Origin of the sequence: Fibrisoma limi BUZ 3, from assembly GCF_000296815.2 — a bacterium.
Lineage (GTDB): Bacteria > Bacteroidota > Bacteroidia > Cytophagales > Spirosomataceae > Fibrisoma > Fibrisoma limi.
The window spans coordinates 202451-216222 of record NZ_CAIT01000007.1 but is presented as its reverse complement, the minus strand read 5'-3'; the positions used below and the strand labels follow the sequence as shown (position 1 = coordinate 216222).

The following is a 13772-nucleotide window of genomic DNA, read 5'->3' as shown; positions in this document are numbered from 1 at the left end:
GCTCTTTCACTAATTCACTAATTATTTCATGCAAAAAATCAAAGTTGGTGTTGTTGGCACCGGATTCATTGGCCCCGCACACATCGAAGCCCTCCGTCGCTTGCCTAATGTTGAAGTGGCCGCCCTCTGCGAAGTAAACCAGGAACTGGCTCAGCAAAAAGCCGATCAGCTCGGGATCGCCCGGGCTTACACGTTTGATGAATTACTTAAGCAGGACGACATTCAGTCGATTCACGTTTGCACACCCAATTTCCTGCACTACCAGCAGTCGAAGGCTGCGTTGCTGGCTGGTAAGCACGTCATCTGCGAAAAGCCGCTGGCGAAGGATTTGCACGAAGCTGAAGAACTGGTACAACTGGCCAAAGAAACCGGGCTTGTCAACGCCGTACACTTCAACCTGCGCTACTACCCACTGGCCCGGCAGATGAAAGCCATGCGCGAGCAGGGCGAGCTGGGCGATGTGTACAGCATTATTGGTTCCTACCTCCAGGACTGGCTGTTCTACGAAACGGACTACAACTGGCGTCTGGAGCCGGACAAATCGGGCGACTCGCGGGCGATTGCTGACATTGGTTCGCACCTGATGGACATCATCGAGTACATCACCGGCCTGAAGACAACGGCGGTTCTGGCCGATTTCAACACCATCCATAAAACCCGGAAGAAGCCGCTGAAACCGGTGGAGACCTACTCGGGCAAGATGCTGCAACCGGAGGATTACGCCGACGTAGCGATCAACACCGAAGACCACGCCAACGTACTGCTGCGTTTTGACAATGGTAACCGGGGGGTTATTACGGTGTCGCAGGTATCGGCGGGCCGCAAGAACCAGTTGAAGCTCGAAATTGCCGGGTCGAAGAAAACGTTTGCCTGGAATTCGGAAGCGCCAAACGAGATGTGGATCGGTAACCGCGACGGCTACAACGAGACGCTGATGCGTGACCCGGCGCTGGTGCATCCGGACGTTCGGTCGGTGATCAGCTTCCCCGGTGGCCACAACGAAGGCTTCCCGGATACGTCGAAGCAGATGTTCAAGGAAGTGTATGCGGCCATCGAAGCCGGTAAACAGCCTGAAAACCCGACTTTCCCGACCTTTGCTGACGGCTACCGCGAACTGCTCATCTGCGAGCGGATTCTGGAAAGCAACCGGAAGCAGGCCTGGGTGGAGGTGTAAGATAAAAGGAAAGAGTGAATGAGCGAAAGAGCGAATGAGATCATGGGAGATCGGGCGAACGGTTGGGACGACGGAGATGTTGGCGAACCGCCCGCCGACTACTCGAATCACACGAAGAGTCAGTTTCTAGACGATGTTGAACGTCGCTTGAAACTGTTTATGCTTCGATGTGTGAAAGTTTGTCGCACGCTGCCTGACTCGTATGATGCGAAACATTTTGGTCAACAGCTCATTCGCTCATCTTCCTCAGCGGCTGCCAATTTCCGGGCCGTTAGTCGAGGGAGAAGCCAGAAAGAATATTTTGCAAAGTTGAGCGTCACGATTGAAGAGCTTGACGAGTCGTTATTTTGGCTCGAAACGCTTGTTTTTACTGATCTTATGCCCGAGCATCGCTTATCAGATCTAATCGATGAAGGCTATCAGTTACTGAAAATTCTATCAAAATCACGCAAAACAGTGAGCGACTGAAATAAAGAGCGAATGAAGGAAAGAGTGAATGAGCGAAAAAGTCGAATCCGCTGATCACTCTTTCTCTCATTCACTCTTTCGCTCTTTCCCAAACCACATGAAAACAATGAAAGGCCCAGCTATTTTTCTGGCTCAATTTTTGGGCGATCAGGAGCCGTTTAACAGCCTTGAATCCATTGCCAGATACATGGCTGATCTGGGGTACAAAGGCATCCAGGTGCCGACCTGGGACCCCCGTATGATTGACCTCAAACAGGCTGCCGAAAGCCAGTCGTACTGCGATGACTACAAAGGCAAGCTGGCCGAAATCGGCGTAGAGGTCACGGAACTGGCAACGCACCTGCAAGGCCAACTGGTAGCTGTTCACCCGGCGTATGGCCCCATGTTCGACGGATTTGGCCCGGCTGAACTGGCCGGTAAGCCGAAGGAGCAGCAGGCCTGGGCAACTGATCAGTTAATCATGACGGCCAAAGCCAGCAAAAACCTTGGCTTGAAGGCCAGTCCTACGTTCTCAGGGGCGTTGCTGTGGCCGTTTATCTACCCGTGGCCGCAACGTCCGGCGGGCCTGGTCGAAACCGGGTTCAAGGAGCTGGCTGAGCGCTGGATGCCGATTCTGAACGCCTACGAGGAGGCTGGCGTTGACGTAGCGTATGAACTGCACCCCGGCGAAGATCTGCACGACGGCATCACGTTTGAGATGTTCCTGGAGCATACCAACAATCACCCACGGGTGGGTATCAACTACGACCCGAGCCACTTCGTACTGCAACAGCTTGACTACCTGCAGTTCATTGATTTCTACCACGAGCGTATTTTCGCCTACCACGTTAAAGATGCCGAGTTTAACCCAACGGGTAAGCAGGGCGTGTACGGTGGTTATCAGGGCTGGGTTGAGCGGGCCGGCCGCTTCCGCTCACTGGGCGACGGTCAGGTTGATTTCTCGGGTATCTTCTCCAAACTGGCTCAGTACGATTATGACCGCTGGGCCGTATTGGAGTGGGAGTGTGCCCTGAAGCACCCCGAGCAGGGAGCCGCCGAAGGAGCGCCGTTCATTGCCGATCACATCATCCGTGTCACTGAGCGGGCGTTCGACGACTTCGCCGGAACGGGCGCTGATGAAGCCTTCAACAAGCGGGTGCTGGGTTTATAAACTATGATTTTCAAGTGCGAAGTGTTGGGTTCACAAACCCGACACTTTTTATTTGTGCAGCCACGATAAATGCAAGGGCGGTGGTAGTGCTGTGGTGTCAGGTTCTTGCATCTGACACCACAGCACTACCACCGCCCTTGATCGATCTGGAGAGGTTACTTCGTTTTTTCGGCCGTCAGCTTGTCGCCTTTATTCGCAACCAGCTTGATGTTCAGTGTAAACGTATCGTCGATGATTTTATCGGCTGCGGTGCCGATGATGGCCGCCCGGTATTTGATGTCGTAATCGATCCGGTTTATGGTGGCCATACCCGTAGCTTCAACCCGGCTGCCTGATACGTTGACCACGGCCGGGAAGGAAATCGATTTGGTTGTCCCTTTGATGCTCAGGTCGCCCGTTACGGTATGATTGGGTTCGCCTGCTTTCGCGCTGGCAATAGGGGCTACTTTCGTAATCTTGAACGTAGCAGTTGGGTTCTTTTCCACCGAGAAGAAATCTTCTGACTTCAGGTGGTCGGTCAGCCGTTTGTTACCGGATGGATTTGTGATGTCCGTATCGACGATGGTCGTCATGTCAATCACGAAATTACCGGCCGTCAGCTTGTTGCCCTCTGCTGTCAGTTGCCCTTTGGCCAGCTTCAGCGTTCCGGTATGCTCACCACCTACTTTTTTGGCGTTCCAGGTCAGCGAACTCTGCTCGGTGTCGACGGTATAGTTTACAGCTTTGGCGACTACTTTTTTGGAGGTCTCGCCTGGACCACTACCCACGATCGAATGAGCCATCAGGGAAGAACTGGCGAGTAGAACTGCGGACAGCAGACCGGCAACGAATTGGTTGGCTTTCATGAAAGAAATGGATTGGTTGAAATACAAATTGCTAAGGTGAAAACGCGGTAGCAGGTGATTTAACGCTTTTATCCCAAAAGCTGTAAAGCGGCCATTTCATACTGATGTACCTACATCATTTTTGGTTATTAATCAGAATAGGCCGAACAAATGCCCGAAGCAGCTACTGACAAAGAGCACTGGTTTTCTGCCGGTCACCTGTGAACGGGACTTTGTGAAAGCTGGCTAGTTCTGAGGGAAGGATCGCTGGCGGCTTGCCTGCTCGGTTGGAAAATCGTCGGGAACGGGAATATCTACCTTGCCGGTAGCGGCCCACTGTGCGCCCCGTTGCAGGGTGGTGATGAACCCTACGCAGGCTACCGAATAGTCGGCATGACCGAGGGCGGTATGAAAAATCCGGCCTTTGCCGTACTGGATCGTCATCAGCATGGGTTCGTTCTGGTCGGTACCCCGGTTGGATTTGGGCGAAAAAGCCGTTGCCAGTACGTCCATGTTTTCGGCCGGGCCGCGAAGCCGGTCATACAGTTCGTCTTTTGCGTGCAGCCATCGTTCGGGTATGCCTTTCATGATGGGGTGTTTTGAATTACGAACGGTGATCATGAATTCGGTCTGTGCGCCGTGAGAGCCTGCGTTACCGGGTTTGGTATCCCGTACGAGTTTGCCGTTCTGATCGTAGTAGACGTAGGGGCCGTCTTTTTCACTGCGGTCGCCCCAGCCACCCAGCCCAATCATCCGGTTATAAGCCGGCCAGTTGGGAAACGAGTTGTTGGCCGCGTGGACAACAACCAGACCACCGCCTTTTTTGATGTACTGCTCAAAGTCGGCCTGCGTAGCATCCGACCAGGGGGCCGCGTTCCACCCGAAATTACAGATCACTACGTCGTACTTCGAAAAATCGGGGTGATAAGCCGAGTCCATGCGGGGTTTTGGCAGCGGCACGGATTTGCCGACGCCCGGAACCTGGTATTGCTGCACCAGATCATCACCGTTCCAGGTGTAGTACGTCCGGCTAACGTCGACGGTGAATTTGCCGGTCTCTTCCAGGTACTGCTTCATCATGTAGGTGATCTTGGGCCACTGCACGTGGTTATTCTGACCGTCGATGATGAGGACTTTCAGCCCCTTTTTTGGCTTTTCGTTGATGGTTGCCGCGACACTCGGGAAGTATAGGCCGACCAGTAACAGCAGCAGGCAGACGTATCGTACGTTCATAGCAGAGGGTAAGGATTGGTTAAGGGATGTACTCTTGTTTGTAAAGGTGGGCAGAACGGATGAAAAACGGAAGTGTCAGTACCTGGGAATTCATTTGTCTCATCCGGCTTCGTAAGTACGCGTTCGGGCAATCCACCGACTGCCTCTTGCTGGAACATAACGTAATCATAACACAATCCGCAGCCGCTTATAGGCCGCATTCCGTACTTTTAGGGTCATCAAAAGCTACCAGCCTTCGGCGTAACGATGATGGATTCAAGACGGGAGTTCCTTAAAAAAGCAACTTTGCTGGCCACGAGCGGGCTGAGCAGTTGGCCTGAATCGATTCAGAAAGCGTTTACTATCGACCCTCAGCCCGGAACAACGTATCTGGATGCCGAGCACGTAGTGATTCTGATGCAGGAGAATCGCTCGTTTGATCACCTCTACGGCTCGCTGCAGGGCGTGCGTGGTTTCAACGATCCCCGCTCGTTTTCGTTGCCCAGCAACCATCCGGTATGGCTTCAGACGAACGCAAAAGGGGAGACCTACGCACCTTTCCGGCTCAACATCCACGACACTAAAGCCACCTGGATGAGTTCATTGCCGCACTCCTGGACCGATCAGGTCGATGCCCGTAACGGGGGGCGGTACGACAAATGGCTCGATGCCAAGCGATCGGGTCGTAAAGCATACGCCGATATGCCCCTGACGCTGGGTTACTACAACCGGCAGGATTTGCCGTTCTACTACGCCCTGGCCGATGCGTTCACCGTCTGTGATCAGAACTTCTGTTCGTCGCTTACCGGTACAACACCGAACCGCCTGTACTTCTGGACGGGCACGGCCCGCGACCCGCGCGATCCGGGTGCTATTGCCAACGTGCGGAACGAAAACGTAGATTACGGAGCCGAAGTAAGCTGGGTGACGTTTCCCGAACGCCTGCAGGATGCGGGGGTTTCCTGGAAAATCTACCAGAATGAGATCAGCCTGCCCACGGGCTTAACCGGCGAAGAAGATGGCTGGCTGAGCAATTTCACCGACAACCCCATCGAGTGGTTTACGCAGTACCGCGTGCGGTTCCACCCGGCGTACTACCGCTATCTACAGCAGGAAGAAAAAGCCCTGCCCGAACGCCTGCGGGCGCTGGAGACCAGACTGGGCGAATTGGCTGAAACGGATTCGTCCTATTCGGCGGTCAGGAAGAACCTGGACCGGCAACGGGCGTGGCAGCAGACCGTCCAGCAGGACCTGGTTACCTATTCACCCGAAAAGTTCAGTCAGCTTCCGGAGCGCGAACAGGAGCTGTGTCGGCGGGCATTTACCACCAACACGGGCGATCCGGATTACCGCAGCCTGACGACGCTAACGTACCGGGACGGCGACACTGAACGCAAAGTAAATATCCCGAAGGGAGACGTGCTGCACCAGTTCCGGCAGGACGTAACGACCAATAAGCTGCCTGCGGTATCGTGGGTGGTAGCTCCCGAGAACTTCTCCGACCACCCGTCGGCGCCCTGGTATGGTGCCTGGTACCTGTCCGAAATGCTGGACATCCTGACCCAGAAGCCGGAGGTCTGGCAAAAGACGATTTTCATTCTGGCCTACGACGAAAATGACGGGTATTTCGATCATATACCTCCCTTTGTGCCTGCCCATCCCGATCAGCCCGAAACAGGTCGGAGTAGTAAGGGCATCGATACGCGGCTGGAGTTTGTGACCCCCGAACAGGAAGCCAAACGGTCGGGTGCTGGCCGGACCGGCCCGATTGGGTTAGGCTACCGGGTGCCGCTGGTGATCGTATCGCCCTGGAGCCGGGGTGGCTACGTGTGTTCAGAAGTGTTTGATCACACCTCTACGTTGCGGTTGATCGAAAACCTGATCAGCCATAAAACGGGTCGGCCAATTAAGGAGTCGAATATCAGTACCTGGCGACGTACTGTCTGCGGGGATTTGTCGTCGGCGTTCCGGCCCTATACAGGGGAAAAGATCAAACTGCCCGCATTTGTGGCTAAAGAGCCGTTTATCGAAGGTATTCACAAGGCGCAGTTCAAAGACGTACCGACAAATTTTCAGAAACTGACCGAAGCGGATATTCGCCAGAGCATCACCAACCCGACGACGGCCGCACTGCTGCCTAAGCAGGAAACGGGCGTGCGGCCGTCCAGCGCGCTGCCGTACGAACTCTACGCCGATGGGCAAACGAAGAACGGTCAGTTTATCCTGACGCTATCGGCGGGTAGCAAACAGTTTGGCAAGCGGTCGGCCGGGGCGCCGTTTCAGGTCTGCGAACGGGGCGGTACGACCATGCAGTTTCGGTCATACACGGTGGCTCCCGGCGATACGTTGACCGATTCCTGGCCGCTGGATGGTCCTTTTCACCTGTGTGTGCAGGGGCCGAACGGCTTCTACCGGGAGTTTAAAGGCAGCCGGGCCACCCCCCCGGTTAAAGTGGGTTGTCTCTATGAACTGGACACAAAAGACAGGGTTACCGGCAACGTCGTCGTGACGCTGCACAATACCGACCCGGTGTACAGCTACGCCGTTCAGTTGATCGACAATGCCTACGGAGCCAGCCCGCAGACGATTCAGCTCATTCGGGACTCTCAGCGGTCGATTGTCCTGCCGCTGGCGAGTAGCCACCATTGGTACGACTTCAGCGTGAAGGTCGCCAGTTTTGACGCATTTGAGCAGCGGTACGCCGGGCGCGTTGAAACGGGAGAAGACGGATTCACCGACCCCTTGATGGGGCGGGTCGATACGCTGGCCAGCCGGTAACATCACGACCTCGGGTATATTGCTCAGCCCGGACTACAGTCGCAATTTTTTATTTATCAAGTAATAACAACGTATGAAGTTTACAGTAATGTGTGGCGTGGCGCTGGCGGCAGTCCTCGCCGGTAATGTATCCGCATGGGCTCAACAAACCGCCACCGGGCTGGTGTATGAAGATCGGAATGGTAACGGTAAGAAAGAGAAAACCGAACCGGGCGTCGTTAATGTCGCTGTTTCGAACGGCCATGATGTTACGCTCACCGATCAGAACGGCCGGTACCAGTTGCCCGTCGACGGCGATGATATTCTGTTTGTTATCAAGCCGACGGGGTATAAGCTGCCAACGAATGACCAGAATTTGCCTCAGTTCTACTGCCGCCATAAACCCGCCGGTTCGCCCTCGCTGAAGTATGCGGGTGTGGCACCAACAGGCCAGTTGCCTAAATCGGTGGATTTTGCACTGCGTAAGGCTGAAGAGTCGGACAACTACCAGGTTCTGGTGTTTGGTGATCCGCAGGTGTACACGAATCAGCAGGTTGAATTTTTTGAGCGCGGTATTATTGACGAGCTGCAAGGTAAAACCAAGCCTTTCCAGTTCGGCATCAGTCTGGGCGATCAGGTAGGCGATAATCCAACGCTGTACCCGGCCTATAACGGCGCTATCCGGCGGTTAGCCCTGCCCTGGTTTCAGGTAATCGGCAACCACGACATGAACTACGATGTGAAAGCCGATACGTTATCCGACGAGAGTTTCGAAGCCATGTACGGCCCGAACAACTACGCCTTCAATCAGGGTAAAGTGCATTTCATCGTGCTGGATGATATCCTGTATCCCGACCCCCGCGACGGTGCCGGTTATCAGGGCGGCCTGCGCTCCGACCAACTGACTTTTGTGGAGAACGACCTGAAATACGTACCAAAAGATTACCTGATTGTGCTTTGTCACCACATTCCGCTTTTCAGTGAAGGCGACAGCGAATCGTTCCGCAGTGCCGACCGGCAGCGCCTGTTTGCTACGTTGAAGTCGTTCCCGAATACACTGTCGCTCTCGGCGCATACGCACGTACAGCAGCACTACTTCCACGGTGCCAGAGACGGCTTTGATCGGCCCACACCCCACCACGAATACAATGTCGGTACAACCTCCGGCGACTGGTATTCCGGGGAGATGAACCAGCAGGGCGTACCGGTGTCGACCATGCGGGACGGCACGCCCAAAGGGTATTGCTTCCTTACGTTCGAGGGGAACCGCTACTCTTTTGACTACCGGATAGCGGGTCAGCCGGAGAGCCACAAGATTGGCTTGTACGTTCCTAAAGTGGTTACTGAAGGACAAAACGGACGCTACGATGTGTACGCTAACTTCTTTCAGGGGAGTGAGCGCGACTCGTTGCAGTACCGTATTGACGGCGGCAACTGGCGGTCAATGCAGCATGCTGAGGAGCCCGATCCGGTTATGAGTGGTGTACGCTACCATTGGGATACGGCCGAAAAACCGCTAGTCGGTACGCGGCCTTCCAATCCGGTACCATCTACGCACCTGTGGAAAGCCCGTCTGGGAGGCAAACTGGCCGTTGGTGAACATACGATTGAGGTGCAGGCGCTGGATGTCTACGGTCGGACGTTCACGGCCAATACGTCGTTCCGGGTTGTAGCGGACCCGTCCCCGACGGCAGCTAAATAACTTTGGTAAAATTGATGGCCGGAGGTGGCGTGGTTGACGTGGTATCAGATTCGGAACCTGACACCACGTCAACCACGCCACCTCCGGCCGCCTATTTCTATCTCTACTTTTTCTGAGCTTGTTTACGGGCTTTATACTCCTGAAACCGGTTTCGATACTCCTCCAGTTGCTCAGGCTTGTATCGTTTCTGATACTCGGCGGGCAGTTCGAGCCGCTCAGGAGGCAGCACCGGCGACTGGTCAGTGAGCGTGTTCTGCCCTTTGCTGTTCTTGGCGATTTCAAATGAATCGTAGGGTTCGCCTGTTACGGTGTACGACTGGTACGTCAGTTTGTCGCCGTTGATCGAAATGGTCTGGTACAACTGCGTGTTTGAAGCCGCCCGATCCATCCAGTCCTGCAAGCCGATGTCGTACATCTTCGGGCCGCTCACCGAGACGACGTAGATAGGTCCATCGGGATGTTTGCGGCTTTTGCCCAGCGGCATGTTCAGCCCCCGGCCGTAGGTGTGGTCGTGGCCCTGCAGCACCAGATCCACCTTATACTGCTTGTAGATCGGCTCCATTCGCTCCCGCCACCTGGTATTGTCGCGCCCTTTGGCCGTGGAATAGATGGGGTGGTGGTGCGTGACAATGGTCCAGCGATTAGGGTTATTTTTTAGCACCTGGACGAGCCAATTGACCTGGGTTGTCATCGCCGACGAATCAACAATAGCGAGTTGGGAGTTCAGGGAAATAAAGCGCGTTCCCTGATAGTCGACGTAGTAAGCCGTTTCTTCAAATCCGGCAGGTCCGTTGGTGGGCAGCACAAACGAAGGTCGCCAGTGCTTCGATACGCTCGGCTTGCCCTGCTCATTACGGTAGTATTCGTGGTTGCCGGGCGTAGCCAGGGTCGGCACCATGCCGTTGAGCCAGCCGCCCGCTTCAAACCATTCTCCCCACTGCCAGTCGGTGTTTGACGTATTGATCAGATCGCCCGCATGGATCATCAGGCTCGCGGTCGGCAGTTTGGAATAAGCGCCCCGAATGGCCCGCGACCAAAGCGACCGGATGTCATTCTGCGCATCGCCGAAGTACAGAAATGAGAAGGGTGCGGGTTTATCCTGCGCTGTCTTAAACTGAAACCATTCCGTCCAGTGTTCTCCGTCGCCGACGCGGTAGTTGTACTGTGTAGCGGGTTTCAGGTTAGTGAAATGTACCGAATGATAGAGTACTGTCTTGCCGTCGATCACAACGCGTTCGGTTGTGGCAGGAACGACCATGGCTTTACCGGCCAGATCGGGCGAAGGGTCGGCCTCCGTTATGGCGCCGACCGCGTTGCTGACGGTCGAATCGGTGCGCCAGTTGACTGATTGGGACGTAGCCGGATTGCCCTGCCAGCCCAGGATGACCCGATCCGGATACAGCGATGGCGGATAGTCTTTGTGGGTCTGGGCCTGAGCCGAAAGCAGACCCAACGCGAAGAGTATAGATAAACCGAAAGGTTTCATAGTGAGAGGGTTATTCTGGTTCAGGGTTAGTTTTCCTTGTGGTACTGCTGCAAAATAGCCATGATTTTACGCTGAATTTCGGTGTTTTCGTAGACCCCGCGAAAATCCAGGGAATGTGGCCCGTAGGCAAACACAGGCACCATAATACCCGAGTGGTCGTTGGTGCTGAAGTGCCCATCGACGTACCCCCGCTTCAGATCGCCATCCAGTAGACTTAGTCCACCCGTTTCGTGGTCGGCCGTGATGATGACCAGCGTTTCACCGTTCGAGTCGGCAAACCGAATGGCATCGCCAATGGTCTGGTCGAAGTCCAGCATCTCCTGCACCACGTAGCGCACATCGTTTGCATGGCCGCCGTAGTCAATCTGCGCGCCCTCGGCCATCACAAAAAAGCCCGATTTGTTGGCTTTTAGCTCGTCCAGCGTTTTTTGCAGGCTTTTCTGCAGGAAGTCTTTCCGGCCCTTGTTCATGGCAACGACCGACTGATCGTCGAGGAGTATGAACGGACGCTTCAGGCTCGTTAATTGGTCGAACGTAGTGCCGATCTGATACCCACGCTGCCGAAGGGTATCCAGCACTTTTTCCTCGTTGAAATACCGATACCCACCCCCGATGAGGATGTCGACCGGCTCACGCAGAAAATCATGGGCGATCTCCCGCTCAAACATACGATCGGGCTCGTGGGCGTAAAAAGCGGCCGGCGTAGCGTCGGTGATGGCCCCCGCCGAAATTAACCCGCTAACCATATTCCATTTCTTGATCAGCGTCGGAATCGCCGACACGGATCTACCCGCTGAATCGACTCCAATGGCGCGGTTGTTTGTTTTTTGCCCCGTTGCCATCGCCGTTGCTCCGGCCGCCGAATCGGTAATGTACGTATCGGCCGCGCTGGTTTTTGAGAACCCGATGTTCAGGAGTTTAGCCAGGTTCAGATCGCCCCGGTTAGCGGTCAGCCCGGCGTAAATCTGAGCCAGTCCCATACCATCGCCGATCAGCAGAATCACGTTCCGGACGCGACTGCGGCTGTCGTTGTTACGGTAGGTCGGATGGTAGAGTGTGTGGGGTGTCGGGTTCAGGTACTCAGCCGTCTGGCGTTGCTGTAGAAACTGCCCAAGCCCCGCAATCTGATCGGTGTTGATGTAGTCGGCGCCCAGATTCATCAGGGCTTTCCAGGTATTCACGTTGTCGGGCGTAGCCCAGAACCGAATCTTTTTGCCTTGCTGGTGAACCTGCTGGATTACCTGCTGAATTTTATCGCGCTCTTTTTTGACGATCAACCCTTTTCCATTCCAGCGCGTGTATTTCTTAAAATCCTGGCTGATCAGGCCGACATGCGCCAGTTGTTCGGGCGTGTAGACAACGTCCGGCCGCCCGTCGAACTGTATCCAGTCGGGGTAATCGGCGAACTGATCGGGTTTAGGCACATTGCCACTCACGACCACCTTAACCGGGCCATTCTGCCCAAATACGTCGGGATAGGCGCTGAGCGAACGTACCAGGAGCGGCAACGATACGGGAGCCGGTGTTTTCAGGTCGATCAGCCACTGTAATCCATACGTAGCATCGGCGTACACCTTGCCCTTGTTCGCCCGTACTTTTTCAACGATCGGGTTGATGTACAGCGCTTCTAACGATCGGGTCGGCTTAATGTCGGCCGGAGCATGGGCTACGTAGAGCTGGCCATCACGGGCGTAGATGTCGGCTTCAATCGAACCAAACTGTTGGTCGTATGCCTGCCAGAACGGAATGGTCTGCTCGTAATCGTTGTGCGAATGCGCCTGAGCAGGGGAGTAGGTTCCTGCAGGCTGGGCACTGGCCCCCGCAGCCAGGCTCAGCCACAAGAGCAGAACTAACAAAACGTGTTTGTTCATGGTGATTATAAACGCCAGACTGATAGGAAATGTACCTTCCGTTAAGTGGCTCGTCTGACTTGAAAAGTCGTTTTGAAGCGCAAAAGTAGACAGGAGCCACCCTTCATGAACGGCGCAGAGCCACTCTTAATAGATTGGTAATGTTGAAACGGGGCTGATATAACTGGGAAGACGTCTGGTAGGAAGCTAAACCTGAGACCAACTAAAAAGCCGTTTTAGATGAAGCTGTTAATAATTTGAGCGAAATCGTATAGGCTAGTATAATCGATTATACTTTACAGAAGTGTTAATTTTTTAACTATTTTTGGTAATTAGTTACATGTTTATCCGAATATAGTAGCTTAGAAAATAATAACAATCAGTCATGTGTTGTCCAAATAGGGGATATGACTCGAAACGTTTATTAGTGATAGGTTCAAAACAAATGAAAGGAGGCTGGAGTGCTACCCATCTAACCCCTACTAACCAAAGATACGAAAGCAGGTATTTCTACGAATAAGCTTGTTGCTGTTGCTTTGCGGTTGCGGACCAGGCCACACGCCTAAACCTTTTCAAACCCAACTGGCAGGCTACGCCATTCGTTTTCCCATAACGGTAGCGGAGTTGCAGAAGGAGTATCCTAATGGGTGCACTGTCGGTTATGAACAGTTTGTTGATTCAACACAATCCGTCAAGACGGAATGGTGGTTTGACGATTGGGGAATTGATAAAAAAGATAATTTTTATCCTGCTGGTCCCTCTCATGGAGTCGTCATGTTTCTGAGCAACAAGGAAAGTAAGTTTGACTCAGTCAAAACCGCGTTGGAGCAATACTATAAACAGCCCCTTAAACCGTTACAATTCACCGAATCGAATGGAGACTTTTCCGCGCTTAAACCTATCTGGGTAGCTCATATCAACGAAGATTGCTTTTTGGTATTTACCAAATCGGATACGTACCGTCCCTCAAGTCCTAACAGCTTACGGATTGCTATTGGTTACGGCTTAACCAAAAAAGAGCAGGAAGCCTTTGCCTTACTTGGTGGAGACAACTACGATGATAAGCTGTGATGTACCTCCATTTTTACATGGCTGAGTAAGACATCTTATTATCTTCCGTAAATGAACGCCCCGGCATGTGCCGGGGCG

General features: G+C 53.9%; 10 protein-coding genes. 6 read left to right on the top strand and 4 right to left on the bottom strand.

Features of this window, described 5'->3' with window-relative positions:
• The first annotated feature begins 28 nt into the window (after nt 1-28).
• From BN8_RS17175 to BN8_RS17165, 3 genes are all read left to right on the top strand, one after another.
• Nucleotides 29-1174 carry a Gfo/Idh/MocA family protein gene (locus BN8_RS17175; RefSeq protein ID WP_009283185.1) on the top strand — a complete coding sequence of 382 codons (1146 nt, stop codon included), beginning with the start codon at nt 29-31 and terminating at the stop codon, nt 1172-1174.
• A gap of 18 nt (nt 1175-1192) precedes the next feature.
• On the top strand, nt 1193-1642 hold the full coding sequence (locus BN8_RS17170) for a four helix bundle protein (protein ID WP_083882516.1): 450 nt from the start codon (nt 1193-1195) through the stop codon (nt 1640-1642).
• Between the two features lie 97 nt (nt 1643-1739).
• Nucleotides 1740-2792, top strand: a complete 1053-nt coding sequence (locus BN8_RS17165; RefSeq protein WP_040006198.1) for a sugar phosphate isomerase/epimerase family protein — start codon at nt 1740-1742, stop codon at nt 2790-2792.
• Between the two features lie 155 nt (nt 2793-2947).
• On the opposite strand, the gene BN8_RS17160 is transcribed toward BN8_RS17165, so the two are convergent.
• Together BN8_RS17160 and BN8_RS17155 are read right to left on the bottom strand one after the other, a co-directional pair.
• On the bottom strand, nt 2948-3637 hold the full coding sequence (locus BN8_RS17160; RefSeq protein ID WP_009283183.1) for a YceI family protein: 690 nt from the start codon (nt 3635-3637) through the stop codon (nt 2948-2950).
• A 225-nt stretch (nt 3638-3862) separates the two neighbouring features.
• Complete coding sequence (locus BN8_RS17155) at nt 3863-4849, bottom strand: ThuA domain-containing protein (protein WP_009283182.1); 987 nt, start codon at nt 4847-4849, stop codon at nt 3863-3865.
• A 249-nt stretch (nt 4850-5098) separates the two neighbouring features.
• On the opposite strand from BN8_RS17155, the gene BN8_RS17150 reads away from it, so the two are divergent.
• On the top strand, nt 5099-7606 hold the full coding sequence (locus tag BN8_RS17150; protein ID WP_040006285.1) for a phosphocholine-specific phospholipase C: 2508 nt from the start codon (nt 5099-5101) through the stop codon (nt 7604-7606).
• 73 nt (nt 7607-7679) lie between these two features.
• A complete protein-coding gene (locus BN8_RS17145) occupies nt 7680-9287 on the top strand; it encodes a calcineurin-like phosphoesterase C-terminal domain-containing protein (protein WP_009283180.1) in 1608 nt (535 codons plus the stop codon).
• Between the two features lie 103 nt (nt 9288-9390).
• On the opposite strand, the gene BN8_RS17140 is transcribed toward BN8_RS17145, so the two are convergent.
• Both BN8_RS17140 and BN8_RS17135 read right to left on the bottom strand, forming a co-directional pair.
• On the bottom strand, nt 9391-10773 hold the full coding sequence (locus BN8_RS17140) for a purple acid phosphatase family protein (protein WP_009283179.1): 1383 nt from the start codon (nt 10771-10773) through the stop codon (nt 9391-9393).
• Nucleotides 10774-10799: 26 nt separating this feature from the next.
• Nucleotides 10800-12644 (bottom strand): alkaline phosphatase, encoded by a 1845-nt coding sequence (locus tag BN8_RS17135; protein WP_009283178.1) that lies wholly within the window; start codon nt 12642-12644, stop codon nt 10800-10802.
• Between the two features lie 501 nt (nt 12645-13145).
• On the opposite strand from BN8_RS17135, the gene BN8_RS32930 reads away from it, so the two are divergent.
• Nucleotides 13146-13694, top strand: coding sequence for a hypothetical protein (locus tag BN8_RS32930; RefSeq protein ID WP_144051760.1), 549 nt, complete (start codon nt 13146-13148; stop codon nt 13692-13694).
• Nucleotides 13695-13772: the final 78 nt, after the last annotated feature.